This window comes from Pseudomonas algeriensis (assembly GCF_048847255.1).
Taxonomy (GTDB): Bacteria; Pseudomonadota; Gammaproteobacteria; order Pseudomonadales; family Pseudomonadaceae; genus Aquipseudomonas.
Window position 1 is genome coordinate 30,982 of the sequence record NZ_JBKKRK010000017.1, and the last position, 23,573, is coordinate 54,554.

General features: G+C 60.4%; 23 protein-coding genes. 20 read left to right on the top strand and 3 right to left on the bottom strand.

All coding sequences use genetic code 11. The annotated features are described in order from the left end of the window. Positions 1-147 precede the first annotated feature (147 nt). The 5 genes from ACLK1G_RS21245 to ACLK1G_RS21265 all read left to right on the top strand — a co-directional run bounded on the left by ACLK1G_RS21245 (position 148) and on the right by ACLK1G_RS21265 (position 5,253). Positions 148-1,131 carry a 2-dehydro-3-deoxygalactonokinase gene (locus ACLK1G_RS21245; protein ID WP_420767203.1) on the top strand — a complete coding sequence of 328 codons (984 nt, stop codon included), beginning with the start codon at positions 148-150 and terminating at the stop codon, positions 1,129-1,131. 19 nt (positions 1,132-1,150) lie between these two features. Then, positions 1,151-1,771 carry a 2-dehydro-3-deoxy-6-phosphogalactonate aldolase gene (locus tag ACLK1G_RS21250; protein ID WP_420767204.1) on the top strand — a complete coding sequence of 207 codons (621 nt, stop codon included), beginning with the start codon at positions 1,151-1,153 and terminating at the stop codon, positions 1,769-1,771. A 49-nt stretch (positions 1,772-1,820) separates the two neighbouring features. Next, the gene (dgoD, locus tag ACLK1G_RS21255) at positions 1,821-2,969 is read left to right on the top strand and encodes a galactonate dehydratase (RefSeq protein ID WP_420767205.1); all 1,149 of its coding nucleotides are present in this window, start codon (positions 1,821-1,823) and stop codon (positions 2,967-2,969) included. 112 nt (positions 2,970-3,081) lie between these two features. After that, complete coding sequence (locus ACLK1G_RS21260; protein WP_420767206.1) at positions 3,082-4,392, top strand: MFS transporter; 1,311 nt, start codon at positions 3,082-3,084, stop codon at positions 4,390-4,392. A 57-nt stretch (positions 4,393-4,449) separates the two neighbouring features. Further along, the gene (locus ACLK1G_RS21265) at positions 4,450-5,253 is read left to right on the top strand and encodes an IclR family transcriptional regulator (protein ID WP_420767207.1); all 804 of its coding nucleotides are present in this window, start codon (positions 4,450-4,452) and stop codon (positions 5,251-5,253) included. 6 nt (positions 5,254-5,259) lie between these two features. Here the strand turns inward: ACLK1G_RS21265 and ACLK1G_RS21270 are convergent, their stop codons facing one another. Beyond that, positions 5,260-6,312: an NAD(P)-dependent alcohol dehydrogenase gene (locus ACLK1G_RS21270; protein ID WP_420767208.1), complete on the bottom strand. Its 1,053-nt coding sequence runs from the start codon at positions 6,310-6,312 to the stop codon at positions 5,260-5,262. A 178-nt stretch (positions 6,313-6,490) separates the two neighbouring features. Here ACLK1G_RS21270 and ACLK1G_RS21275 point away from each other — a divergent pair, with 178 nt between their 5' ends. Next, the gene (locus ACLK1G_RS21275; protein ID WP_420767269.1) at positions 6,491-7,381 is read left to right on the top strand and encodes an AraC family transcriptional regulator; all 891 of its coding nucleotides are present in this window, start codon (positions 6,491-6,493) and stop codon (positions 7,379-7,381) included. A gap of 183 nt (positions 7,382-7,564) precedes the next feature. Here ACLK1G_RS21275 and ACLK1G_RS21280 read toward each other — a convergent pair whose 3' ends face one another. Further along, the gene (locus ACLK1G_RS21280) at positions 7,565-9,229 is read right to left on the bottom strand and encodes an electron transfer flavoprotein-ubiquinone oxidoreductase (protein WP_420767209.1); all 1,665 of its coding nucleotides are present in this window, start codon (positions 9,227-9,229) and stop codon (positions 7,565-7,567) included. Positions 9,230-9,775: 546 nt separating this feature from the next. Here ACLK1G_RS21280 and ACLK1G_RS21285 point away from each other — a divergent pair. From ACLK1G_RS21285 to ACLK1G_RS21335, 11 genes are all read left to right on the top strand, one after another. After that, positions 9,776-10,525: an electron transfer flavoprotein subunit beta/FixA family protein gene (locus tag ACLK1G_RS21285; RefSeq protein WP_007908338.1), complete on the top strand. Its 750-nt coding sequence runs from the start codon at positions 9,776-9,778 to the stop codon at positions 10,523-10,525. Position 10,526: 1 nt separating this feature from the next. Then, entirely contained in the window at positions 10,527-11,456 is a 930-nt protein-coding gene (locus ACLK1G_RS21290; protein ID WP_420767210.1) for an electron transfer flavoprotein subunit alpha/FixB family protein, read from the top strand. A gap of 75 nt (positions 11,457-11,531) precedes the next feature. Further along, a complete protein-coding gene (locus ACLK1G_RS21295) occupies positions 11,532-12,356 on the top strand; it encodes a substrate-binding periplasmic protein (protein ID WP_420767211.1) in 825 nt (274 codons plus the stop codon). Positions 12,357-12,365: 9 nt separating this feature from the next. Next, complete coding sequence (locus tag ACLK1G_RS21300; RefSeq protein ID WP_420767212.1) at positions 12,366-12,725, top strand: DUF4398 domain-containing protein; 360 nt, start codon at positions 12,366-12,368, stop codon at positions 12,723-12,725. Further along, positions 12,722-13,531: an OmpA family protein gene (locus ACLK1G_RS21305; protein WP_420767213.1), complete on the top strand. Its 810-nt coding sequence runs from the start codon at positions 12,722-12,724 to the stop codon at positions 13,529-13,531. The genes ACLK1G_RS21300 and ACLK1G_RS21305 overlap by 4 nt, the downstream gene beginning before the upstream one ends. A gap of 193 nt (positions 13,532-13,724) precedes the next feature. Further along, the gene (locus ACLK1G_RS21310; RefSeq protein WP_420767214.1) at positions 13,725-15,167 is read left to right on the top strand and encodes an aminotransferase-like domain-containing protein; all 1,443 of its coding nucleotides are present in this window, start codon (positions 13,725-13,727) and stop codon (positions 15,165-15,167) included. An 85-nt stretch (positions 15,168-15,252) separates the two neighbouring features. Continuing rightward, positions 15,253-15,735 carry a translation initiation factor 2 gene (locus tag ACLK1G_RS21315; RefSeq protein WP_420767215.1) on the top strand — a complete coding sequence of 161 codons (483 nt, stop codon included), beginning with the start codon at positions 15,253-15,255 and terminating at the stop codon, positions 15,733-15,735. Between the two features lie 148 nt (positions 15,736-15,883). Beyond that, positions 15,884-16,138 carry a YkgJ family cysteine cluster protein gene (locus ACLK1G_RS21320; RefSeq protein ID WP_420767216.1) on the top strand — a complete coding sequence of 85 codons (255 nt, stop codon included), beginning with the start codon at positions 15,884-15,886 and terminating at the stop codon, positions 16,136-16,138. 54 nt (positions 16,139-16,192) lie between these two features. Beyond that, on the top strand, positions 16,193-16,801 hold the full coding sequence (locus ACLK1G_RS21325) for an START domain-containing protein (RefSeq protein ID WP_420767217.1): 609 nt from the start codon (positions 16,193-16,195) through the stop codon (positions 16,799-16,801). Positions 16,802-16,939: 138 nt separating this feature from the next. Further along, positions 16,940-17,176 carry a hypothetical protein gene (locus tag ACLK1G_RS21330; protein WP_420767218.1) on the top strand — a complete coding sequence of 79 codons (237 nt, stop codon included), beginning with the start codon at positions 16,940-16,942 and terminating at the stop codon, positions 17,174-17,176. Between the two features lie 202 nt (positions 17,177-17,378). After that, positions 17,379-17,720 carry a ribonuclease E inhibitor RraB gene (locus ACLK1G_RS21335; RefSeq protein WP_420767219.1) on the top strand — a complete coding sequence of 114 codons (342 nt, stop codon included), beginning with the start codon at positions 17,379-17,381 and terminating at the stop codon, positions 17,718-17,720. 161 nt (positions 17,721-17,881) lie between these two features. Here the strand turns inward: ACLK1G_RS21335 and ACLK1G_RS21340 are convergent, their stop codons facing one another. After that, entirely contained in the window at positions 17,882-18,694 is an 813-nt protein-coding gene (locus tag ACLK1G_RS21340; protein ID WP_420767220.1) for a c-type cytochrome, read from the bottom strand. A gap of 610 nt (positions 18,695-19,304) precedes the next feature. On the opposite strand from ACLK1G_RS21340, the gene ACLK1G_RS21345 reads away from it, so the two are divergent. The 3 genes from ACLK1G_RS21345 to ACLK1G_RS21355 all read left to right on the top strand — a co-directional run bounded on the left by ACLK1G_RS21345 (position 19,305) and on the right by ACLK1G_RS21355 (position 23,503). Then, positions 19,305-20,510, top strand: a complete 1,206-nt coding sequence (locus tag ACLK1G_RS21345; RefSeq protein WP_420767221.1) for an acetyl-CoA C-acetyltransferase — start codon at positions 19,305-19,307, stop codon at positions 20,508-20,510. Positions 20,511-20,536: 26 nt separating this feature from the next. Next, on the top strand, positions 20,537-22,681 hold the full coding sequence (locus ACLK1G_RS21350; protein ID WP_420767222.1) for a 3-hydroxyacyl-CoA dehydrogenase NAD-binding domain-containing protein: 2,145 nt from the start codon (positions 20,537-20,539) through the stop codon (positions 22,679-22,681). An 87-nt stretch (positions 22,682-22,768) separates the two neighbouring features. Further along, complete coding sequence (locus ACLK1G_RS21355) at positions 22,769-23,503, top strand: amidotransferase (RefSeq protein ID WP_420767223.1); 735 nt, start codon at positions 22,769-22,771, stop codon at positions 23,501-23,503. Positions 23,504-23,573 lie beyond the last annotated feature (70 nt).

The following is a 23,573-nucleotide window of genomic DNA, read 5'->3' on the forward strand; positions in this document are numbered from 1 at the left end:
TAGCAGGGTCTTGGGTGGATGGCGATGCCTTCACGATAGAATTGATATCCCAATATGTGGGAGAGATATTTATATATTGAGATTTTCCTGCGTCCGGGTTTATAGTCCGCGTCACTCACTGCCCAATAAACAAAACAGGTGAAGCGGATGCAGGCGCAATTGATCGCGCTCGATTGGGGAACGACCTCATTACGGGCCTACAAACTAGCCGCGGGAGGCGAGGTGCTCGAGCAGCGTTCGCTGTCGTCGGGGATCATGCAGTTGCCGTCCGGGCCGCGGACGATAGCGGGCCAGGTCTGCATCGACGGTTTTGAGCTGGCCTTCGATGAAGCCTGCGGCGATTGGCTCGATGCGCAGCCAGGCTTGCCCGTCATCGCCTGCGGCATGGTGGGCAGCGCCCAAGGTTGGCGGGAAGCGCCTTACTGCGACACGCCGGCAAACGTCGCCAATCTCGGACATTCCCTACAAATTATCCGGAGCCTTCGCGGTGTTGATGTTCACATCGTGCCAGGGGTAATCCAACGCTCCCGACTGCCCAATGTGATGCGCGGCGAAGAAACCCAGGTGCTCGGTGCGTTGCCTGGCTTGCCCAACGAAGCGGTGCTGATCGGCTTGCCGGGCAGCCATTCGAAATGGGTGGAGGCGGCCGAGGGCTGCATCGTCCATTTCGACACCTTCATGACCGGCGAGATCTTCGCCGTGCTCAGCGACCACAGCATTCTCGGCCGCACCCAGCAGCGCGGCGCGGCGTTCGATGGCGTGGCTTTCGATCGCGGCGTGCAGGTGGCGCTGTCGTCGGATGGGCAGATTGGCCCGCTGTCCACCGTGTTCAGCGCCCGCAGCCTGGGCCTGACCGGCGAGCTCGGCGCGAGCGCCCAGGCCGATTACCTGTCGGGTGTGCTGATCGGCCATGAGTTGACGGCCCTGGCCGCCGTGCAACGTCAACGGCGCAACAGCGTTCACCTGCCGACGGTCGTGCTGATTGGCAATTCTCAACTCTGCGCCCGTTACCAGCGGGCCCTCGACGCCTGCGGTTTCGCCCGCGTGATCCTGGCCGAACAGGCCACCGAGCGCGGTTTGTGGCAACTGGCCTTGGCCGCCGGGCTGCTCGGACCCACCGCGTCGCGTTAAACCTGACTGGAGACCTGACATGCTCAAACAAGCATTGGCGCACAACGGGCTGATCGCGATTCTTCGCGGCCTGCGCCCCGAGGAGGCGGCACCTATCGGCGAAGTCCTGTATAGCGAGGGATTTCGAGTCATCGAAGTGCCGCTCAATTCCCCCGAACCGTACGAAAGTATCCGCATCCTGCGCAGTACCTTGCCCGCCGATTGCCTGATCGGCGCGGGTACCGTGCTGACCCCGGAGCAGGTGGAGCAGGTCAAGGCCGCCGGTGGCCAGGTGATCGTCATGCCTCACAGTGACCCGAAGGTCTTGCGGGCGGCAAAAGCGGCGGGCCTGTACCTGTCGCCCGGCGTCGCCACGCCGACCGAAGCTTTCGCCGCGCTGGCCGAGGGCGCTCATGTGCTGAAGATGTTCCCCGCCGAGCAAATGGGCCCGGCGGTGGTCAAGGCCTGGCTCGCGGTGTTACCGGCCGGGACCGTGCTGGTGCCGGTGGGCGGGATTACGCCGGACAACATGGCGGTGTTCGTCGAAGCCGGCGTCAAGGGTTTCGGCCTGGGTTCCGGGTTGTTCAAGCCGGGCCTGACAGCAGATCAAGTGGCGGTGCGCGCCAAGGCCTATGTGGCCGCATGGAATGCCTTGAACTGAAGACTTTTCCAGCGCTCCGAGCGCTGCATCTGACAAGAGAGACAACAAGATGAAAATCACCAAGCTGACCACGTTTATCGTTCCGCCGCGCTGGTGCTTCCTCAAGGTCGAGACCGATGAGGGCGTGACCGGTTGGGGCGAACCCGTGGTCGAAGGCCGTGCCCACACAGTGGCGGCTGCGGTTGAAGAATTGTCCGACTACCTGATCGGCAAAGACCCACGCAACATCGAAGACATCTGGACCGTGCTCTATCGCGGTGGCTTCTACCGCGGCGGGGCCGTCCACATGAGCGCCCTGGCCGGTATCGACCAAGCGTTGTGGGACATCAAGGGCAAGGCCCTGGGTGTGTCGGTCAGCGATCTGTTGGGCGGCCAGGTGCGGGACAAGATCCGTGTCTATTCATGGATCGGCGGCGACCGGCCGGCGGACACCGCCCGAGCGGCGAAAGAGGCGGTGGGACGCGGCTTCACGGCGGTGAAGATGAACGGCACCGAAGAACTGCAGTTCCTCGATACCTTCGAAAAAGTCGACCTGGCCCTGGCCAACGTGGCAGCGGTGCGCGACGCGGTCGGGCCGAACGTCGGCATTGGCGTGGATTTCCACGGCCGTGTGCACAAGCCAATGGCCAAGGTTCTGATGAAGGAGCTCGACCCCTTCAAGCTGATGTTCATTGAAGAACCGGTGCTCAGCGAAAACTACGAAGCCCTCAAGGAACTGGCGCCGCTGACCAGTACCCCGATTGCCCTGGGCGAGCGGTTGTTCTCGCGATGGGATTTCAAGCGGGTGCTCAGCGAAGGCTATGTGGACATCATCCAGCCGGATGCGTCCCACGCCGGCGGCATCACCGAAACCCGCAAGATCGCCAACATGGCCGAGGCCTACGATGTGGCGCTGGCACTGCATTGCCCGTTGGGTCCGATCGCCCTGGCGGCGTGCCTGCAACTGGACGCGGCTTGCTACAACGCGTTTATCCAGGAGCAGAGCCTGGGCATCCATTACAACGAAAGCAATGACTTGCTGGACTACATCAAGGACCCGCGAGTGTTCGACTATGACCAAGGCTTCGTGAAAATTCCGAACGGTCCTGGCCTGGGTATCGAGATCAATGAGGAATACGTCATCGAGCGCGCGGCCATTGGCCATCGCTGGCGCAACCCGATCTGGCGCCATGCCGATGGCAGTTTTGCCGAATGGTGAGTCACGCCTGACCCTGTGGGAGCAAGCTCGCTCCCACAATTTGATCTTCGCAAGCAGGAGATCTTCTTCGATGCGCCCGTTTCCTCAATAAACATAAAAAGAGGCACCTCACATGCAAGCGCACACCCTGAGCGCGCAGGCGTCGTCGGTGACGCCCAGCCGCAAGCGTTTTTTCATCATGGTGTTGCTGTTCATCACGGTGGTGATCAACTACCTGGACCGCAGCAATCTCTCGATCGCGGCCCCCGCATTGACCAGCGACCTGGGCATCGACCCGATCCACGTCGGGCTGATTTTCTCGGCGTTCGGCTGGACCTACGCCGCCATGCAGATCCCCGGCGGCTGGCTGGTGGACCGGGTTCCGCCGCGCATCCTGTATAGCGTGGCATTGTTGCTGTGGTCGGCGGCCACGGTGATGCTCGGTTTTGCCGCCAGTTTCATCGCGCTGTTCGTGCTGCGCATGGCCGTCGGTGCCCTGGAAGCGCCGGCTTATCCGATCAACAGCCGCGTGGTCACCACCTGGTTTCCCGAGCGCGAGCGGGCCACGGCCATTGGTTTCTATACCTCCGGGCAGTTCGTTGGGCTCGCATTTTTGACTCCGGTGCTGGCGTGGCTGCAACACGCGTTTGGTTGGCACATGGTGTTTGTCGCCACGGGCGCGGTGGGCATTCTCTGGGCGGTGATCTGGTATGCGGTATATCGCGAGCCTCGGGATTTCAAGGGCGCCAATGCCGCGGAAATCGAGTTGATCCGTGAGGGTGGGGGGCTGGTGGACATCCAGGCCGATACCGCCAAGGCCAAGGCCAAATTCAGCTGGAGCGACCTGGGCATCGTCCTGACCCAACGCAAGTTATGGGGTATCTACCTGGGACAGTTCTGCCTCAACTCCACGCTGTGGTTTTTCCTGACGTGGTTCCCGACCTACCTGGTGAAGTATCGCGGCATGGACTTCATCAAGTCCGGCTTGCTGGCGTCGTTGCCGTTCCTTGCGGCATTCGTCGGCGTGCTGTGTTCCGGCTTCTTCTCGGACTGGTTGATCCGCCGGGGCGCCACGGTGGGTTTTGCGCGCAAGCTGCCGATCATTGGCGGGCTGCTGATTTCCACCTCGATCATCGGCGCCAACTTCGTGGAGTCGACGCCCCTGGTGATCGCCTTCCTGGCCCTGGCGTTCTTCGGCAATGGCCTGGCGTCGATCACGTGGTCACTGGTTTCCACCTTGGCACCGGCGCGGTTGCTCGGTTTGACCGGCGGGGTGTTCAATCTCATCGGTAATCTGGCGGCCATCGCCACGCCGATTGTCATCGGCTTCCTTGCCAGCGGTGATTCGTTTGCCCCGGCCATTACCTATATCGCCGTATTGGCATTGGCCGGGGCGCTGTCCTACATCCTGCTGGTCGGGAAGGTCGAGCGCATCGAGTTGTAGTCCGACGGGGCGGGCGACCATAATGCCGCCCGTTCCCCGCACTGTTGAAGGCCGGATATGCAGCAAGACGATCCAAAAATCATCAAGGATGCCGCTCCTACTGGCACGCAGACCTTGCTGCGCGGCCTGGGCGTGGTCCAGGCGGTCGCCAGCGGTGCTCGCGACTTGAAGGAAATCGCCCGGCTGATCGGCACCACCCGCAGCACCACCCACCGCCTGGCCAGTTGCCTGGTGGACGAACGTTACCTGCGCGTGGTGCCGCAAGTGGGTTACCTGCTGGGGCCGAAGTTGATCGAGCTGGGTTTCCAGGCTCGGGAAGAGTTGCCACTGGTGAGCCTGGCGGGGCCGTACCTGGACGAGTTGTCGGCGCTCACCGGGGACACCGTTCACCTGGCGATTCGCGAGGGCGACGAGGTCTTGTATCTGCTGAAGAATCCGGGGCGTAACGGGCCGGAAATGCGTTCGCGCGTGGGCCATCGCATGCCGTTGGCGCGGACAGGGATCGGCAAGGCGCTGATGCTCGATGATGCCCAGGAACAATGGAAGCGGCTGTACGAAATCAGCCTGCCGGCGGGTGGGAAGAATCAATTCTGGCCGCAGCACCAGGAGCAATCCTGGGAACAGTTCCAGCAACGGATGGTGGAGTATGTGGCGGGGGGCTATGCCTTCGACCTGGAGGACAACGAACCGTCGATCCGCTGTGTGGCGGCGCCGATCCGTGACGCCGGCAAGCGCATCGTCGCCGGTATCAGCATCGCCAGCACGGTGCCGTACATGCCTTTGGAAAAGATGGCCGAGCTGATTCCCCTGGTCAAAGGGGTCACAGCCCGGCTGTCGGCGGAACTGGGTGCCAAGGTTTGACGAACGTCAGGCCTTGAGCGTCGCCATGTCGATGACGAAGCGGTACTTCACATCCCCGGCGATCATGCGGCTGTAGGCCTCGTTGATCTGGCGGATGTCGAGTATTTCAATGTCGCAGCTGATGTTATGTTTTGCGCAGAAATCCAGCATTTCCTGGGTTTCGGCGATGCCGCCAATCAGCGAGCCGGCCAACACTCGGCGACCCAGGATCAGCTTTGCCGCGTGTACGGGTGGGTCGACCGGCTCGACCAGGCCGACGATGATGTGCACGCCGTTGAAATGCAGCGTATCGAGGTAGGGATTGAGGTCGTGCTGCACCGGAATGGTGTCCAGCAGGAAGTTGAAACGTCCGGCGGCGGCCGCCATCTGTTCGGCGTCGGTGGACACGATCACATGGTCCGCGCCTTGGCGACGGGCTTCTTCTGCCTTGCTCGCCGAGCGGGTGAACAACGTCACTTCCGCGCCCATGGCCTTGGCGAACTTGATGCCCATGTGGCCCAGGCCACCCATCCCCAGCACGCCGACCTTGTCTCCGGCCTTCACGCCATAATGCTTGAGGGGAGAGTAGGTGGTGATGCCTGCGCAGAGCAGCGGCGCGGCGCTGGCCGGGTCGAGTGTCTGAGGGACGCGCAGTACAAAATGCTGGCTGACCACGATGCTGTCGGAATAGCCACCCATGGTGTGGCCGCCGCTCACGTGGTCCGGGCTGGCGTAGGTCTGGGTCATGCCTTCCAGGCAGTATTGTTCCAGATCGGCACGGCAAGCTTCGCATTCGCGGCAGGAGTCGACCATGCAGCCTACGCCTACCAGGTCGCCGACCTTGTGATGGGTGACATTCGCCCCCACGGCGGTGACTTTGCCGATGATTTCGTGGCCGGGCATCAGCGGATAGACGGCGATGCCCCATTCGTTCCGGGCCTGATGGATGTCGGAGTGGCAGACGCCGCAGTAGAGAATTTCGATCGCCACATCGTCCGCGCGCGGGCTGCGGCGCTCGAACTTCATGGGGGCGAGGGGCGTGGTGGCCGATTGGGCGGCATAGCCGATGGCTGTGTACATGATGGACCTCGCTATCATTGAACGGTGAGGGGTTCATTCTGGGAGGCAGGGCGGCCGGTGGCGATGGCGATTCCTACGCCTGTCATGCCTAATCCTACGGCGTTGGCCAGGATTCGATTCCATGTGGCGCCAGACCTGCGATGATGTTTTCATCCCTTTCTTCGTGAAGTTTTCTCTCATGCTGCTGACCCGTCATCTCGATGCCAACGCCACGCTGGTTTCGCTGATAGAACCTTTGGCGACCCACGACGGTTTTGTTCCTACGCGACTGCCAGGGGTGCACGCGCTTCGCGCCAGCCAGGACGTCGCTCGTGGCCCGCAGCTTTACGAACCGAGCCTGGTGATCATTGCCCAGGGCAGCAAACTGGCGTACCTGGGGCCCCGCACAATGGAATATGGCGCGGGGCATTATCTGATCCAGGCCCTGCCGGTGCCGTTCGAATGCGAAACCTACGCCATGCCCAATGCTCCGCTGTATGGAGTTTCCGTTGCGATCGATCGGGCGATGCTGGGCGACCTGGTGCTGGCCATGGGGTTGATGCCGGGGCGGAATCTGCCGCCTCAGACGCCGGAGTCCATGACTTGCGCAGTGCTCGATGACGCCATGCGTGGGTGTGTCGAGCGCTTGTTGCGCTGCTTGCACGACCCGTTGGAATGCCAGGTCATGGGCCAGGCGCGGCTGCGGGAGCTGCTGTTCGTCGCGTTGCGCGGACCCCAGGCCGATGTGCTGCGGGCGTTGGTGGAACAACAGGGCCAGTTCGCCCGGATTGCCGCTGCCCTGGGCCATTTGCATGCGCACTTCACCGAACCGTTGAACGTCGAGATCCTGGCCAGTCGCGCGAACATGAGTGCTTCGACCTTTCACGAGCATTTCAAGCGCAGCACGTTGCTATCGCCGGTGCAGTACCTGAAGCGATTGCGCCTACTCAAGGCCCAGCGGCTGCTGCTCTGCGAGGGCATGAGCGTGGCCCAGGTCGCGCACCAGGTGGGGTATCAGAGCCCGTCGCAATTCAGCCGGGAGTACAAGCGTTACTTCGAGCGCAACCCAGGGGACGAACGCGCCGCCTGAATTGTGCAGGGAACCCTGTGGGAGCGAGCCTGCTCGCGAAAGCGGTTTACCATTCAACACACATGTCGACTGAGACACCACTTCGCGAGCAGGCTCGCTCCCACTTTGGTTCGGTGTGCTTCCCGGAATCGCGGGCAACAAAAAGGCCCCCATTGCGGGAGCCTCGATGTTCAGCGTTCCGGCTTACATGTTCGGGTAAGTCGGTCCGCCGGCGCCTTCCGGCGTGACCCAGGTGATGTTCTGTGCAGGGTCCTTGATGTCGCAGGTCTTGCAGTGAACGCAGTTCTGGGCGTTGATCTGGAAGCGCTTCTCGCCATCCTCCTTGGTAACCACTTCATAAACGCCGGCCGGGCAGTAGCGCTGGGCCGGTTCGTCGTACAGCGGCAGGTTCTTGCTGATCGGGATGCTCGGGTCGGTCAGCTTCAGGTGGCAAGGCTGCTCTTCTTCATGGTTGGTACCGGAGATGAACACCGAGCTGAGCTTGTCGAAGCTGATCTTGCCGTCCGGCTTCGGGTAGTCGATCTTCTTGCATTCGGCCGCAGGTTTCAGGCAAGCATAATCTGGCTTGGTGTCGCGCAGCGTGAATGGAATCTTGCCGCCGAAAATGTTCTGGTCGAGCCAGTTGAAACCGCCGCCGATGATCGCACCGTACTTGTGGATCGCCGCGCCGAAGTTGCGGCTGGCGAACAGCTCTTCATACAGCCAGCTGTTCTTGAAACTGTCGACATAGGCCGTCAGTTCATCGCCGCCTTCGGACTCGGCGAACAGGCGATCAGCCACGGCTTCGGCAGCGAGCATGCCGGATTTCATCGCGGTGTGACTGCCCTTGATCTTGGCGAAGTTCAGGGTGCCGAGGTCGCAACCGATCAGCGCGCCGCCCTTGAAGACCATCTTGGGCAGCGAGTTCAGGCCGCCCTTGGCGATGGCGCGAGCGCCGTAACTGACGCGCTTGCCGCCTTCCAGATACTGCTTGAGCACAGGGTGATGCTTGAGGCGCTGGAACTCGTCGAATGGTGACAGGAAGGTGTTGCTGTAGGACAGGTCGACGATCAAGCCGACGACCACTTGGTTGTTTTCCAGGTGATAAAGGAAAGAGCCGCCGGTATTTTCGGTGCCCATGATGTCCAGCGGCCAGCCGGCGGTGTGCACCACCAAGCCTGGTTGATGCTTGGCCGGGTCGATTTCCCAGATTTCCTTCAGGCCGATGCCGTAGTGCTGGGTGTCGGCTTCGCTGTCCAGGTTGAAGCGCTTGATCAATTGCTTGCCAATGTGGCCACGGCAGCCTTCGGCGAACAGCGTGTACTTGCCGCGCAACTCCATTCCAGGGGTGTAGAGGCCTTCTTTCGGATTGCCTTCGCGGTCGACACCCAAGTCGCCGGTGATGATGCCGCGAACCACGCCGTTTTCGTCGAACAGCGCTTCCTGGGCGGCGAAGCCCGGGTAGATTTCCACGCCCAGGTTCTCGGCCTGCTGGGCCAGCCAGCGGCATAGGTTGCCCAGGGAAATAATATAGTTGCCTTCGTTGTGCATGGTCTTGGGCACAAAGAAGTCAGGGATTTTGCTCGCGGCCTCGGCGTTTCTCAGGACATAAATGTCATCGCGCTTGACCGGCGTGTTCAACGGTGCGCCGAGTTCTTTCCAATCCGGAAATAGTTCGTTCAGGGCGCGCGGTTCGAACACCGCGCCGGAGAGGATGTGCGCGCCGACTTCGGAGCCTTTTTCGACCACGCAGACGCTGACTTCCTTACCGGCTTCGGCGGCCTTCTGTTTCAGTCGGCAAGCGGCAGACAGGCCAGCGGGGCCGGCACCGACGATGACCACGTCGAATTCCATGTATTCGCGTTCCACAGGCTATCTCCTACTCAAGGCTCAACAGTTTTTTCTAATTGGAGGTTTGGCGTTGCATCCGTTGTTTCCTTCGCGAAGCGACGAAAGCGACAATGGATGACCCGCGCTTCTCTCTTAAGCGGCGCATTATATCTACACCACTCTCAGGGTCCAATACAAACGTTTGTTTGAAATTGCCGCAGCCCAGATAAATCACTGACGTACGGCTTATGACTGACCATTTTGCCGTATTGACCGGAATAGACGTTCCGGTCAAGATACGGGCGGTTTTGCGCTCGCCGTAGGCTGACTGTTGGTTCCAAGAGCACCTCTAAAGACAGGGCGAAGGCAGCACAAAGTGACGAGTTGCGCGGTTCGGACGCGCAGTTTACACGCCGCGATAATGAATGACTCATCGGTCATCACTGACGAATGGTCTTCACTCCCGTGAGCAAAGGTCATGTGTGGTTCATGCCGGCGTTTTTAGAGGTGCCCTTGCGCCCATGATCATCAACCGCCAGGTTCGCCCAGGCGACTTTCTTTTCACCGGAGAGTAACGAGGAATCCATGAAGGTTCTTGTAGCTGTCAAACGAGTGGTCGACTATAACGTCAAGGTTCGCGTCAAGGCGGACAACTCCGGCGTCGACCTCGCCAACGTCAAGATGTCGATGAACCCTTTCTGCGAAATCGCCGTAGAAGAAGCCGTACGCCTGAAAGAAAAAGGCGTGGCGACTGAGATCGTCGTCGTTTCCATCGGCCCGACCACCGCCCAGGAACAACTGCGCACCGCGCTCGCGCTGGGTGCCGATCGCGCCATCCTCGTCGAATCCGCCGAAGACCTGACTTCCCTGGCCGTTGCCAAGCTGTTGAAAGCCGTAGTTGACAAGGAACAGCCACAGCTGGTGATCCTCGGCAAGCAGGCCATCGACAGCGACAACAACCAGACCGGCCAGATGCTCGCTGCGTTGAGCGGCTACGGCCAGGGCACCTTCGCGTCGAAAGTCGAAGTGTCGGGCGACAGCGTTGCCGTGACTCGCGAAATCGACGGCGGCGCGCAGACAGTTTCCCTGAAACTGCCGGCCATCGTCACCACCGACCTGCGTTTGAACGAGCCGCGTTACGCGTCCCTGCCAAACATCATGAAAGCCAAGAAGAAGCCGCTTGAAGTGCTGACTCCTGACGCTTTGGGCGTTTCCACCGCCTCCACGAACAAGACCCTGAAAGTCGAAGCGCCGGCTGCACGCAGCGCCGGCATCAAGGTCAAGTCGGTGGCTGAACTGGTCGAGAAACTGAAAAACGAAGCGAAGGTAATCTGATATGACTATCTTGGTAATCGCCGAACACGATAACAAGGCGCTGGCTCCGGCCACGCTGAACACCGTTGCTGCCGCCGCCAAAATCGGTGGCGATGTCCACGTCCTGGTCGCCGGGCAGGGCGCTGGCGCCGTTGCCGAAGCCGCCGCCAAGATCGCTGGCGTGAGCAAAGTCCTGAACGCCGATAATGCTGCCTATGCGCACCAACTGCCGGAAAACGTTGCTCCATTGGTAGCTGAGCTGGGCAGTGGCTACAGCCACATCCTGGCGGCCGCGACATCGAACGGCAAGAACATCCTGCCTCGCGTAGCTGCTGCATTGGACGTCGACCAGATCTCCGAAATCATTTCGGTAGAAAGCGCCGACACCTTCAAGCGTCCGATCTACGCCGGCAACGCCATCGCCACCGTGCAATCGACCGCTGCGATCAAGGTCATCACCGTTCGCGCCACCGGTTTCGACCCGGTTGCCGCCGAAGGTGGTTCGGCTGCCGTTGAAGCCGTGGGCGCTGCCCACGACAAGGGCATTTCCAGCTTCGTCAACGAAGAGCTGGCCAAGTCCGATCGTCCTGAGCTGACCGCCGCCAAGATCGTCGTTTCCGGCGGCCGCGGCATGCAGAACGGTGACAACTTCAAGCACTTGTACGCCTTGGCCGACAAGCTGGGCGCTGCCGTTGGCGCATCCCGCGCAGCGGTCGACGCCGGTTTCGTTCCCAACGACATGCAGGTCGGCCAGACCGGCAAGATCGTTGCACCACAGCTGTACATCGCCGTCGGTATCTCCGGCGCGATCCAACACTTGGCCGGCATGAAGGACTCCAAGGTGATCGTTGCGATCAACAAGGACGAAGAAGCGCCAATCTTCCAAGTGGCCGACTACGGCCTGGTGGCGGACCTGTTCGAAGCCATCCCTGAGCTGGAGAAGCTGGTCTAATCCGGCATCTTCACTTATAAAGAGCCCGGCCTTTTGGCCGGGTTTTTTATTTCTGTTTCCGGAGCGCTTAGTGCCATGGATCTTCGCCGTTTGGCTTGCTCGTCGTTGTTCTGGGCGTTGGCGTGCGCGCCAGGGCTGTCTGCCGCCGCTGGCAAATGCGAGCGCCTGATCGCTACTGGCAGCCCCGATGCGCCGCCGTATCTTTGGCAAGATCCCCAGGATCCCAAGCATTTGATCGGTGCCGGGGCCGACCTGCTGGCGCAGGTGGCGCAGGCGCTGGGGATCAAGATCGAATTGCTCTACGCCGGCAAACGCGCCCAGGCGTTGGACGAAGTGCGCAGCGGACGCATGGACCTGCTCACCGATGCCCCGCTGACCACGACTGGGTTGCAAGCCTTGGATTACGTGCACCCGCCACTGCTGGAGAACGATTACCTGGTCTGGACACGCAAGGATTCGACGCTGGTGGTCGAGCGACCGGAGGATCTTCACGGGCATAACGGCGCCTTGTCGGAAAAGGCTCGCATGACACAGGGATTTGGCCTTTTCGCTGAGCAGAATCTCACCGTGACCCGTACGCCCAACCTGACCCAGGCCTTTCAGAAACTGCTCCTGGGTGAAGTGGAATATGTACTGGCGGGGCGCTACTCGGGCCTGGCGATGGCGCAGACGCTAGGGATGGCGAATGACTTGCAAGCCGCACCGCAAGCGGTGGACAAGCCGGGCTTGTTCCTCGCGCTTTCCCATAACTCCGCCTGCAATGACCCATGGTTACGCGGACAGCTGGCGCAAAAGATGACAGAATTGGCCGCGTCTGGCCTGGCGGAGGCTGTGTTGCAGCGCAATCTGGAGCGTTGGAGAGCACAGTTGAAGTCCCCCGTCAGCGCCCCCAAACAGTAGGGAATATTAGTGACTATTCGACCTCTTTTCGCTGCCCTGGCCGTTCTGGCTCTGGCGGGTTGCGCAGCCGATCCAGCGCCGAATGAACAGATCCGCCTGACTGAACAGGCCATTGAGCAAGCGCGTGCGGTGGGTGCCACCACCGACGAAGTACCCGAATTGAAACTGGCTGAAGAAAAATTCACGCGCGCCAAATCCAACATGGCCGATGAATCCTATAAAAAGGCGCGCATGCGCGCTGAACAGGCCGAGTTGGATGCACGCCTGGCCGAAGCGAAGGTGCTGACGCTCAAGAGCCAGGAGCAATTGAACGTGCTCGACACTCGCATCAAACGCTTGCGCAAACAGCTGAGGGAGGACGCCCAATGAAGCACTCCCAAGTATTGGGCGTCCTGGTCCTCGCGGGGCTGGCCAGTCTGTACGGTTGCGCCGGACAGCGCAGCGAGGTGGCGCTGGAAAAGGCCAGCGATGACTTCCAGAAGGTCAAGGAAGATGCCAATGTGCTGCGTGCGGCGCCCCGGGACGTGATCCGGGCCGGCGAATCCCTGGCCCGCGCCGATCGCTTGTCCAGCTACTGGGGCAGCGGTGAGGACGTGCAGCATTACGCCTACTTGAGTCAGCGCTACAGTCAGATTGCCCGTGAGCACAGCAACCAGGTGCTCAACGAAGAGCGCGCGACGAAGCTCGAGCTGGAGCGCCAGCGCCTGCAGCTGGCCCTGCGCGAATCCAAGCTGCTGAGTGTCCAGCAGCAGGGCAAGTGGCTTGAAGAGCAGATCATGGCGATGGCGACCACCCAGACCGATCGCGGCCTGGTGATGACCCTCGGGGATGTGCTGTTCGATACCGGCGAAGCCGAGCTGAAAAACTCGGCCAATCGCGTGGTGCTCAAGATCGTGCAGTTCCTGCAACTCAATCCCAAGCGCGTGGTGCGCATCGAGGGCTACACGGACAGCACCGGCGGCAAGCAGGAAAACCTCAAGCTGTCCCGCGACCGCGCTCAGGCCGTGGCGGACGTGCTGGTGGACCTTGGCATTGACGAAAAGCGCATCCAGGTCGAAGGCTACGGCGATCAATACCCGGTGGACGTCAACGCAACCGAGCGTGGCCGGGCGCAGAACCGTCGCGTTGAAATCGTATTCTCCGATGACAAGGGCCAGCTCGGCGCCGCCCGTTGAGGACGGCGTCACTGGAAAACCCGGCCCCTTCGAGGCGCCGGGTTTTTTTCGCTTGATGTTTGGGATGAGTACAGTTGGGGCTGTCAACCCACTGTACTGTCGAGTAATCTGGCAACTGTCCCAGTACACTTCTAAACTGTGCCGGTAGAATTTCCGACAAGAATAAAACGCCTGCGAAATCGAGTACTGCGTCATGACCAACCTCCTGCTCTATCAACGTATTGCGCAACAGTTGGCGGAAGACATCCGGCGTGGGGTGTATCAGCCGGGTGAACGCGTGCCTTCGGTGCGCAAGATGAGTTCGCAGCTCAACGTCAGCCATGCCACCGTCCTCCAGGCCTATGCGAACCTTGAAGACCAGGGGCTGATTCGCGCGCGGCCGCAATCGGGCTATTACGTGCACCAGACGCCAGCGTTGACCGCGCCGACGCCGGACATTGCCCGGGTCGAGCGCCCCGGATTGGTGACGCGTAGCAGCATTATCCAACAGGTGTTGGTCGAGTCGCGCCGCGAAGGGGTGTTTCCGCTGGGCGCGGCGGTGCCGAGCGTTGATTATCTGCCCGTGCGGGCGTTGCATCAGCAGTTGGCCAAGGTCACGCGTTTCCACAGCCCACGGGCGTTCAGCTACATGTTCAGTCCCGGCTTCGAGCCGTTGCGCCGCCAAGTCGCGATCCGCATGCGTGACGCCGGCGTGGTGGTGGATCCTTCCGAGGTCGTCATCACCCATGGCTGCGTCGACGCCCTGCAGATGTCCTTGCGCGTGCTGACGCGTCCCGGGGATTTGATCGCCGCCGAGTCGCCCACTTACTACGGGCTGCTGCAACTGGCGGATCTGCTGGGCCTGAAGGTCATCGAGATCCCCAGCGACCCGGTCACTGGCATGAGCCTTGAAGCCTTGCAATTGGCGGCCAACCAATGGTCGATCAAGGCGCTGGTCCTGACCACGCGCCTGAGCAATCCCTTGGGTGGCACGATGCCCGAAGAGCGGCAAAAACAACTGCTGCGCCTGGCATCGGATTTCGATATCCAGATCGTCGAGGACGATATCTATGGCGAACTGATGTTCGAACAGGGCCGGACCAAGGCATTGAAGGCCTACGATCGCTTGGATCGGGTGATCTACTGTTCGAGTTTCTCCAAGACCCTTTCGCCCGGCGTTCGGATTGGCTGGATGATCGCCGGCAAGTTCCAGCAGGAGATCCAGCGACTCCAGACGTTCAGCACCCATTCGGCGTGCAGCGTCACTCAGATGGGGATCGCGGCTTACCTGGAGAATGGCGGCTATGACCGGCACTTGCGCTACATTCGCCAGGAGTACCGCAAGAACCTCAGCGCTTTTCAATTGGCGGTGCAACAGCACTTTCCGGAAGGCACGCAGATGAGTCGTCCCACCGGTGGGTTCATTCTTTGGGTCAGCCTGCCGGGGCGGGTCAACACCCAGGAACTGCACGTCCGCGCGCTGCAACAGGGCATCAGCATCGCCCCCGGGCTGATTTTCAGTAATACGGAGCAATTCAACCACTGCATCCGCCTGAATTGCGGCATACCCTGGAATCGCGAGGCAGAGCGTGCGTTGATGACCCTGGGGTTGCTGGCGACCCAGTTGTGCCAGGAGACCGCCAGCGGGTTTTTATAGAAATCAGCGGCTTGGCCCGATGTGCTTGTCAGCGCCTCAATATCGGGCGAGCATGGACATCTCTGCCGTAGGTGTCGTCGTGTCTATGAAAGCCATTGTTCCTGCTGCGTGGGTTTTGATCGGCCTGTTGAGTGTCCTCGACATGGGGAGTGCCATGGCAGCTTCGGCCCAAGAGAAACCGGCCGCCAGCGCCGCCAAGCCCACCGCGAAGAAAACCGCCGAGATAAAGAAGACTGTCAAAAAGACGCCCGCCAAAACGGCCGCCACAAAGAAAAAGCGCGCCCCCATTGCCTCCAAGAGCAAATCGGCCCGCGAAGTCGCCAAGACCCCTTTACCACCGGCCAGGCTGGACCTGAGCCTGCCACACGATATGGTCGATCAGTTGCAGCCACCCGGCAAGGTGCCCCTGCCCAAGCGTGAGCCACTGTTGCCGTCCATGTTTGGGGAAAAGCCGGGCCCGTTCCAGCTCAACGGCCGTCTGTTGAGCAACGAGATGCAGCTGCCCTTGCGCAATCAGGAGCGCAACGAAGTGGAAGGCGCGGCACTGGAATTCGAATTCAAGCAATAAGGCCATGCAATGCTGCTGTTCGTCGCTGACTGCCGGGTCACTCCACCCACTACGAAAAAAACCCCCGGACGGCGATTTCAAACGGCTGTTTTAGCCGTTACCCTGTGTCCTGTTACCAATCATTACCTGTCGTGAGGATCCTGTCGTCATGAAGTGCCGTGAAGGCTGTGGCGCCTGTTGCATCGCCCCTTCCATCAGTTCTCCCATCCCTGGCATGCCACAAGGCAAGCCGGCGGGAGAACGTTGCGTGCAGTTGTCGGCCGGTAATCTCTGCCTGATCTTCGGCCAGCCTGAACGCCCGGCGGTGTGTTCGGCGTTTGAGGCGGACCTTGAGGTCTGCGGCAATAGCAGCGAAGAAGCCATTCGATTGATTGGCTGGTGGGAGCAGGTCACGGCGGCGTAGTGGGACAACGATCGGAAACGACATGAACGAACTTGGACGATAAGGAAAACAATTATGGGTTCGCTGCATCGTATGGCTGTGTTGTGTGGATTGACCGTCCTGTTGGCAACAGCTACCGCCCAGGCAGAAGACTGGCAAGTCGCCAAGGAAAAGGAAGGTATCCAGGTGTCGCTGAGTGAGGTCGCTGGCTCGAAGTACAAGGCCTATCGCGGCGTGACCGTCATGAAAACCACCATGGCCAAACTGCGGGCCCTGCAGGAAGACGTTGCGGATGCGTGTGGATGGATCCATGAATGCAAGAGCCAGAAGTTGCTCAAGCACGAGGGCGACAAGAGCTGGACGTACACCCAATTCAATACGCCGTGGCCGGTCACGGCCCGCGACTCCGTGCTGGAAGTCACTACCGTTGAAGGAGCTGATGGCAGCCTCACTCGCAAACTCAAGGGCGTGCCTACCTATCTGCCGGAAGAGAAAGGCTTTGTGCGCGTGACGCAGGTCGAAGGCTTCTGGAAGTTCACCCCCAAGGCGGCGAACCAGATCGAAGTGACTTACCAAGTCCACACCGAGCCGGGGGGTGATGTACCGTCCTGGCTGGCTAACAAGTTCGTGGTGGACGCGCCGTTCAATACGCTGAAAGCGCTGAAAGAGCGCGCCGAAAAATAATCGGTAGGCCGCGATGAAGAAACCGCCCACGAGGCGGTTTTTTCATTGGTGCCGTCAGCGAACTCAGCGGAACGATTGTTTCGCCATCAATGTCGAGATAGACGTAAGCCCGGCCATGTATTGATCGAGGAGACACCGATGCAGAAGTGGGAAATCACTTTCGTTGATGATCACGGCGAAGCCGTCGCCGAGCAGTTCGATTACGACCAGGAGCCCACAATGGAACAGGCCGCCCAATTGATCCGCCAGAGACTGCTCCCCGTGCCCGCCAAGCTTGATCTCAACGACCTGGAAGGTCGCACGCAAGACCCTACGCTCAAAAGCCTCAAGACCCAAAACAGCATTGAAATCATCAGCATTAAACCGATTTCATGAAATTCATTGTTCGGTCCCGCTTGGCAGTGGCGATGACTTGAAGCTACTCTGCAACCGAGATCAGCGAAAGGATCGCCAAGGTCCGGTCTTGTCAGCTACATGCTTGTGTCCCGACGGCCAGTTGATGCCGTACTGCTTGTAACCAGCGGTTGCACGCACGGGAAGACGGAAAGTCTATCCATCGGTCTGAGGAGGACGTTTCATGAGCACAGCCTATCAAGAAGACATCAGCACCAGTGTGCTGCGCCGCATGAAAGAAGGCGGTTTCGATTTCTCCCAATTTCATCCCATCGAGTTCTATGCCATTTTCCCCGACGAGGAACGGGCACGCAGGGCGGCAGGCCAATTCAGGGGGGAATCGCTGAATGCGCAGATCAGCGCGCGGGACGATGGAGCCTGGTCGCTCGAACTGAGCCGGGTGATGTACGCCACTTATGATGACATCGGCGATTTCGAGTTGAACTTCGAGGCCGTGGTCGAGCCCTTGGGTGGCGTTATCGAAGGGTGGGGCGTCAAGCAGGAGATCCGTCGCCTGCAGGCCTGATTGTTTTATGCATCCAGCAACGGCTGACCTTTGTGTCGGCCGTTTTCATGTTGGGTGCTGATCGATTTTCTGCCGTCATCGCGAGCAAGCTTGCTCCCACAGTCGGTCTGCGATCCGCCACAACGCCCGGTGGTAACGGGCTTTGCGGCGAAGGAACGCGCCTACGGCTTCAACGGCTGCTTGCGTCCTGCCATGTGCTTCAAATACCCCACCAACAGGTCAAGCTCAGAATCCGGCAACACCGCTGCGGAGAATCCCGGCATTTTACCCTGTGGCCAGTGGCGCAGGCTTTGAGGGTCACGGATGTAACGTTTGAGGAAATCTTTCGAGAAGTATTCCGTAGGGTTGAAGGGAATGTTCAGGTCCGGTCCGAACTGCGCATCACCCGCGCCGTTGAGTCGATGGCAAGCCAAACAGTTTTTCTGAAACAACTCGAAGCCTTTGTTGACCGGATCGTTTTTGGCCAGGGTGGGCGAGGGCAGCAGGGCGGGGAAGCGATCGGCCACTGGCGACAGGCGCTTGATGCTTGCCAGCGCATAGGGCCATTGCTCGGGGCTGATATGGCCCGCTTGAGGATCGGTCCAGATCAGATAGAAAGGACCGGCGCTTTGCTTGCCTTCCCCCAACGCCGGCCAGGGTTTGGTCGGGTCCTCGATCGCCAGCCACGCGCGGGCGCCGTGTGCATTGAGTAATGGCGCTGCGGGCAGTTCAGCTGCGAAACCGTCCAGGGCTACGGCTTGCAGATGATCGTTCGGTTGCACCCCGGTCAATAGCGAGGTCAACGGCACGGCGCGATAGCTCATGGGTTTCTTGTAGGAAACGTCTTCGTTGATCTGAACTGTTTGAACGTCGGGATGCTTGAGTAGCTCTTCAGTCTGCCAGGTGCGGGTACCCGCGCCCAGCTCCAGCGTGAGCTGCGCCGCATACAGAGGGCCGCTGATCAGCAGTGCCCCGAGGACAATAAGTGCTTTCAAGTGAATCGCCGTCCATGTCGAGAGGGAGGCGCAAAGGTTGGCACAGCCACCGTTGCCGGAACAATCAACCCTCTCACATTTATTTAGCGAAACGACTGTAATAAAGCGGACATCGCGCGTCTGGGTCAGCCGATCACTTTAGTGATGTTCGGCAAGATCAACAGCAGCGTCGTGGCGAAGAGAATGAGTCCGGCTTGACGAACTTTCGTATGTTTGAACATGGCTGACCCGCCTTTTTGTTATTTCCTGAGGCCAGCCTGCATTACTCCGTGACGGCTGGCGGTGCACTTCCTGTCTGACAAGCGCCTCGGCAAAACCCGACGACTTACTTGTACAAGCTTTACATTAGGGGCCGCAGCCGGCTTGGCTTAGACCCAATTAGTATCAGTTTATGGGTCCAGGTTATCAAAACAGCATGAGGCCTATTGCCAGCTTCTTGCGGGCCCTTTTGCTAGACAGCTTGCTTACCTGAAACGGTTAATCCGATAGCTCGCTACCGTTCGTCTGAGCGTGCCTGTCAATGTCGTTGAGCACTGAGGTCATTGAATCCGCCGCCGCTGGGCTTAAGGTTAGAGGTGTTTGTAAAAGCCGATCGCGGTTTGAGGATGTCATGACCGAAGCTATGATTTTTGACGCAATACGCACGCCTCGCGGTAAGGGAAAAGCTGACGGCGCCCTGCACACCGTCAAGCCGGTGAACCTGGTCGGTGGCCTGTTGACGGCGTTGCGCCACCGCATGAGCCTGGACACCAGCCAGGTGGACGACATTGTGCTCGGCTGCGTGACGCCGATCGGCGATCAAGGTGCCGACATCGCGAAGACCGCCGCCTTGGTGGCTGACTGGGATGTCAGCGTGCCCGGCGTTCAGCTCAACCGCTTTTGCGCTTCGGGTTTGGAAGCGGTGAACCTGGCCGCGATGAAGGTTCGTTCCGGTTTCGAAGACCTGGTAGTGGCGGGGGGCGTCGAGTCCATGTCCCGTGTGCCTATGGGCAGCGATGGCGGCGCATGGGCGCTGGACCCGCAGTCCAATCTGCACGGCCATTTCGTTCCCCAGGGCATCGGCGCCGACCTGATTGCCACCCTCGAAGGTTTCAGTCGCGAGGACATCGATGCCTTTGCGTTGCAATCCCAGCAAAAAGCCGCGCGAGCACGGGAGAACGGTTCGTTCGATAAATCCCTGGTGGCAGTACGGGACCAGAATGGCATCGTGCTGCTCGACCATGACGAATTCATCCGCGCCGACTCGACGCTCGAAGGCCTGGGCAAACTACGGCCAAGCTTCGAAGCGATGGGCCAGATGGGCTTCGACGCCACGGCATTGCGCGTCTATAGCCATGTGGAGCGGATCAATCATGTGCACACGCCGGGCAATAGCTCGGGCATCGTCGATGGCGCCGCGCTGATGCTCATTGGCTCCCCGGCCAAAGGTCGCGAGCTGGGCTTGCAACCCCGGGCGCGGATTGTTGCCACTGCCGTCACCAGCAGCGAGCCGACCATCATGCTCACCGGTCCGGCCCCTGCCACCCGCAAGGTATTGGCCAAAGCTGGCCTGCGGGTCGAGGACATCGACCTGTTCGAAGTCAACGAAGCCTTTGCCTCGGTAGTGCTCAAGTTCATCAAGGACATGGCCATCGATCCCGCCAAGGTCAACGTCAACGGCGGCTCGATCGCCATGGGCCATCCGTTGGGCGCCACCGGTTGCGCAATCCTTGGCACGCTGCTCGATGAGTTGGAGGCGCGTCACCTGCGCTATGGCCTGGCGACACTGTGTGTCGGCGGCGGCATGGGCATCGCCACCCTTATCGAACGCCTCTGAGCCCCGATTTTGAAGGAACACTTTTCATGACCCATGCCATTCGTTTCGAAACCGGCCCGGACCGGATCGTCGTGCTGACCCTGGACATGCCGGGGCAGGCGGCCAACACCATGAACGCGATATACCGCGAGGCCATGGGCGCCTGCGTTGCTCGCCTGACCGCCGAAAAAGACTCGATCGCCGGCGTGATCATCACTTCGGCCAAAAAGACGTTTTTTGCAGGCGGCGACCTGAACGAGTTGGTCCAGGTCGACAAATCCCAGGCCCAGGCCTTTTACGAAACGGTGTCCGAGATCAAGGCGCAGCTGCGCGCATTGGAGACCCTCGGCAAACCGGTGGTCGCCGCTATCAACGGTGCGGCCCTGGGCGGCGGCTGGGAAATCTGCCTGGCCTGCCATCATCGGGTGGCGCTGGACCATCCCTCGGTGTTGATCGGCCTGCCGGAAGTCACCCTTGGCCTGTTGCCGGGCGGCGGCGGTGTGGTGCGGATGGTGCGCTTGCTGGGCTTGGAGAAGGCATTGCCGTATTTGCTCGAAGGCACCAGGGTTCGTCCGCAACAAGCGCTGCTGGCTGGTTTGATCGATGAGCTGGCGACGGATCGCGACGAGCTGCTGGACAAGGCCCGGGCCTGGATTCTCGCTAACCCGAGCGTGGCCCAGCCGTGGGACATGAAGGGCTATCGGATCCCTGGGGGCACGCCGTCCGCCCCGGCGGTCGCCCAGATGCTGGCGATCGCGCCTTCGATTCTGCGCAGCAAGACCCAGGGCTGTCTGCCCGCACCGGAAAAAATCCTCTGTGCGGCGGTGGAAGGTGCGCAGGTAGGCTTCGATGCGGCGCAGTTGATCGAAACCCGATACTTCACCGAGCTGACGACCGGCCAGGTGGCGAAAAACCTGATCGGTACGTTCTGGTTCCAACTCAACGAGATCAAGGCTGGAGGTTCTCGCCCGCAGGGTTTTGTGCCTTTTCTGACGAAAAAAGTCGCTGTGCTCGGCGCCGGGATGATGGGCGCGGGTATCGCCTATGTCAGTGCTGCGGCCGGCATCGACGTGGTACTCAAGGACATTGACCTGGACGCAGCGCAAAAGGGTAAGTGCCGCGCGGCGTTGCTGCTGGACAAGAAAGTCGTCCGTGACCAACTCACCGCGCAACAGCGCGACGCCATCCTGGCGAGGATCCAGCCGACCGACAGCGATGCGGACCTGGCCGGCTGCGACCTGGTCATCGAGGCCGTATTCGAAGACCGCGTCCTTAAAGCCAGCGTGACGGCCGCAGCCCAAGCAGTGGCCGGGCCGGACGCGGTGATTGCGTCCAATACTTCGACCTTGCCCATCACCGGCCTCGCGATGGCGGTGCCGGACGAGGGCAAATTCATCGGACTGCATTTCTTCAGTCCAGTGGAAAAAATGCCCTTGGTCGAGATCATCAAGGGTGCCCGCACCTCTGACGAAACGCTTGCCCGAGGCTTCGATTTCGTCCGGCAAATCGACAAGACGCCGATTGTCGTCAACGACAGTCGTGGGTTTTTCACTTCGCGGGTGTTCGGCACCTTTACCCACGAAGGCATCGCGATGCTCGGCGAAGGCGTGAGCGCGCCGATGATCGAAACCGAGGCACGCAAGGCCGGGATGCCAGTCGGGCCGCTGACTGTCTCCGACGAAGTTTCACTCAGCCTGATGAGGCATATCCGCACGCAGACTGCCAAAGACTTGCGAGCAGAGGGGAAAACTCCGATCGAGCACCCCGCATTCGCTGTGATCGATCTGCTGCTCGAAGAATACAAACGGCCAGGTAAAGCGGCCGGCGCCGGTTTTTATGAGTACCCAACTCAAGGGCAGAAATATCTCTGGCCGGGGCTCAAGGCGCGTTTCGAGAAACCCGCGGGGCAGATTCCAGCCCAGGATATCCGTGATCGCCTGCTGTTCATCCAGGCCCTGGAAACCGTTCGCTGCGTCGAGGAAGGCGTTGTCACCTCGACGGCGGACGCCAATATTGGCTCGGTCTTCGGCATCGGATTCGCGGTCTGGACGGGCGGGGCGTTGCAGTTTATCAACCAGTACGGTTTGCAGGCGTTTATCGCCCGCAGCCAGTACTTGGCCGAGCAATACGGCGAACGTTTTTCTCCCCCGGCACTGTTGCTGGAAAAGGCCGCCGCTCAAGCACTGTTCTGACTACGCGCGGGGGGCTTGCCTTGGGACGGTGTTTCAGGGCAGGCTCTGGGGTGTGCAATATTCCCATCATCGTGTCAGGTATTTTTTATGTCGCTACGCATCTGCATTCTGGAAACCGATATCCTGCGTCCAGAACTGGTCGACCAGTATCAGGGTTACGGGCAGATGTTCCAGCGCCTGTTTTCGCAGCAGCCCATTGCGGCCGAATTTGTCGTGTACAACGTGGTGGACGGGCAGTATCCAGGCGACGATGAACAATTCGACGCTTATCTGGTGACCGGCAGCAAGGCGGATTCCTTCGGGACCGATCCGTGGATACAGACGCTCAAGACTTATCTCCTGGACCGCTACCAGCGTGGCGACAAGCTGCTAGGCGTCTGCTTCGGCCATCAATTGCTGGCACTGCTGTTGGGCGGCAAGACCGAGCGCGCCAGCCAGGGTTGGGGGGTGGGCACCCATCGCTACAAACTCGCGGCCAAGGCCCCCTGGATGAGCCCGGTGATGGAGGAGCTGACTTTGTTGATCAGCCATCAGGATCAAGTCACCGAGCTCCCGGAAAATGCCACCGTCATCGCCTCGAGCGATTTCTGCCCGTACGCGGCTTATCACATCAATGATCAAGTCCTGTGCTTCCAGGGCCATCCGGAATTCATCCACGACTATTCCCGGGCCTTGTTGGAGATTCGCCAGCAACACCTCGGTGAGAAGATCTACAGCCAGGGCGTGGCGAGCCTGGAGCAGGAACATCACGGTACGACGGTAGCGGAGTGGATGATGCGTTTCGTCGCCCATAAACCCCAAGCCGATGCCGCCCAGGGCTGACTACTCGGGCATGCCACCGTTGATCAGCGGTTCACTGTTGATCAACGGTGTGAAGCTGCTCGCGAAGAAG

What these genes read in the sequence shown, in the direction of transcription:
- ACLK1G_RS21350 (WP_420767222.1), top strand. Translation starts at nt 20,537, where the DNA reads ATGACCCATGCCATTCGTTTCGAAACCGGCCCGGACCGGATCGTCGTG.
- ACLK1G_RS21320 (WP_420767216.1), top strand. Translation starts at nt 15,884, where the DNA reads ATGAAGTGCCGTGAAGGCTGTGGCGCCTGTTGCATCGCCCCTTCCATC.
- dgoD (WP_420767205.1), top strand. Translation starts at nt 1,821, where the DNA reads ATGAAAATCACCAAGCTGACCACGTTTATCGTTCCGCCGCGCTGGTGC.
- ACLK1G_RS21245 (WP_420767203.1), top strand. Translation starts at nt 148, where the DNA reads ATGCAGGCGCAATTGATCGCGCTCGATTGGGGAACGACCTCATTACGG.
- ACLK1G_RS21290 (WP_420767210.1), top strand. Translation starts at nt 10,527, where the DNA reads ATGACTATCTTGGTAATCGCCGAACACGATAACAAGGCGCTGGCTCCG.
- ACLK1G_RS21325 (WP_420767217.1), top strand. Translation starts at nt 16,193, where the DNA reads ATGGGTTCGCTGCATCGTATGGCTGTGTTGTGTGGATTGACCGTCCTG.
- ACLK1G_RS21335 (WP_420767219.1), top strand. Translation starts at nt 17,379, where the DNA reads ATGAGCACAGCCTATCAAGAAGACATCAGCACCAGTGTGCTGCGCCGC.
- ACLK1G_RS21345 (WP_420767221.1), top strand. Translation starts at nt 19,305, where the DNA reads ATGACCGAAGCTATGATTTTTGACGCAATACGCACGCCTCGCGGTAAG.
- ACLK1G_RS21310 (WP_420767214.1), top strand. Translation starts at nt 13,725, where the DNA reads ATGACCAACCTCCTGCTCTATCAACGTATTGCGCAACAGTTGGCGGAA.
- ACLK1G_RS21250 (WP_420767204.1), top strand. Translation starts at nt 1,151, where the DNA reads ATGCTCAAACAAGCATTGGCGCACAACGGGCTGATCGCGATTCTTCGC.
- ACLK1G_RS21265 (WP_420767207.1), top strand. Translation starts at nt 4,450, where the DNA reads ATGCAGCAAGACGATCCAAAAATCATCAAGGATGCCGCTCCTACTGGC.
- ACLK1G_RS21305 (WP_420767213.1), top strand. Translation starts at nt 12,722, where the DNA reads ATGAAGCACTCCCAAGTATTGGGCGTCCTGGTCCTCGCGGGGCTGGCC.
- ACLK1G_RS21270 (WP_420767208.1), bottom strand. Translation starts at nt 6,312, where the DNA reads ATGTACACAGCCATCGGCTATGCCGCCCAATCGGCCACCACGCCCCTC.
- ACLK1G_RS21260 (WP_420767206.1), top strand. Translation starts at nt 3,082, where the DNA reads ATGCAAGCGCACACCCTGAGCGCGCAGGCGTCGTCGGTGACGCCCAGC.
- ACLK1G_RS21295 (WP_420767211.1), top strand. Translation starts at nt 11,532, where the DNA reads ATGGATCTTCGCCGTTTGGCTTGCTCGTCGTTGTTCTGGGCGTTGGCG.
- ACLK1G_RS21315 (WP_420767215.1), top strand. Translation starts at nt 15,253, where the DNA reads ATGAAAGCCATTGTTCCTGCTGCGTGGGTTTTGATCGGCCTGTTGAGT.
- ACLK1G_RS21285 (WP_007908338.1), top strand. Translation starts at nt 9,776, where the DNA reads ATGAAGGTTCTTGTAGCTGTCAAACGAGTGGTCGACTATAACGTCAAG.
- ACLK1G_RS21355 (WP_420767223.1), top strand. Translation starts at nt 22,769, where the DNA reads ATGTCGCTACGCATCTGCATTCTGGAAACCGATATCCTGCGTCCAGAA.
- ACLK1G_RS21275 (WP_420767269.1), top strand. Translation starts at nt 6,491, where the DNA reads ATGCTGCTGACCCGTCATCTCGATGCCAACGCCACGCTGGTTTCGCTG.
- ACLK1G_RS21330 (WP_420767218.1), top strand. Translation starts at nt 16,940, where the DNA reads ATGCAGAAGTGGGAAATCACTTTCGTTGATGATCACGGCGAAGCCGTC.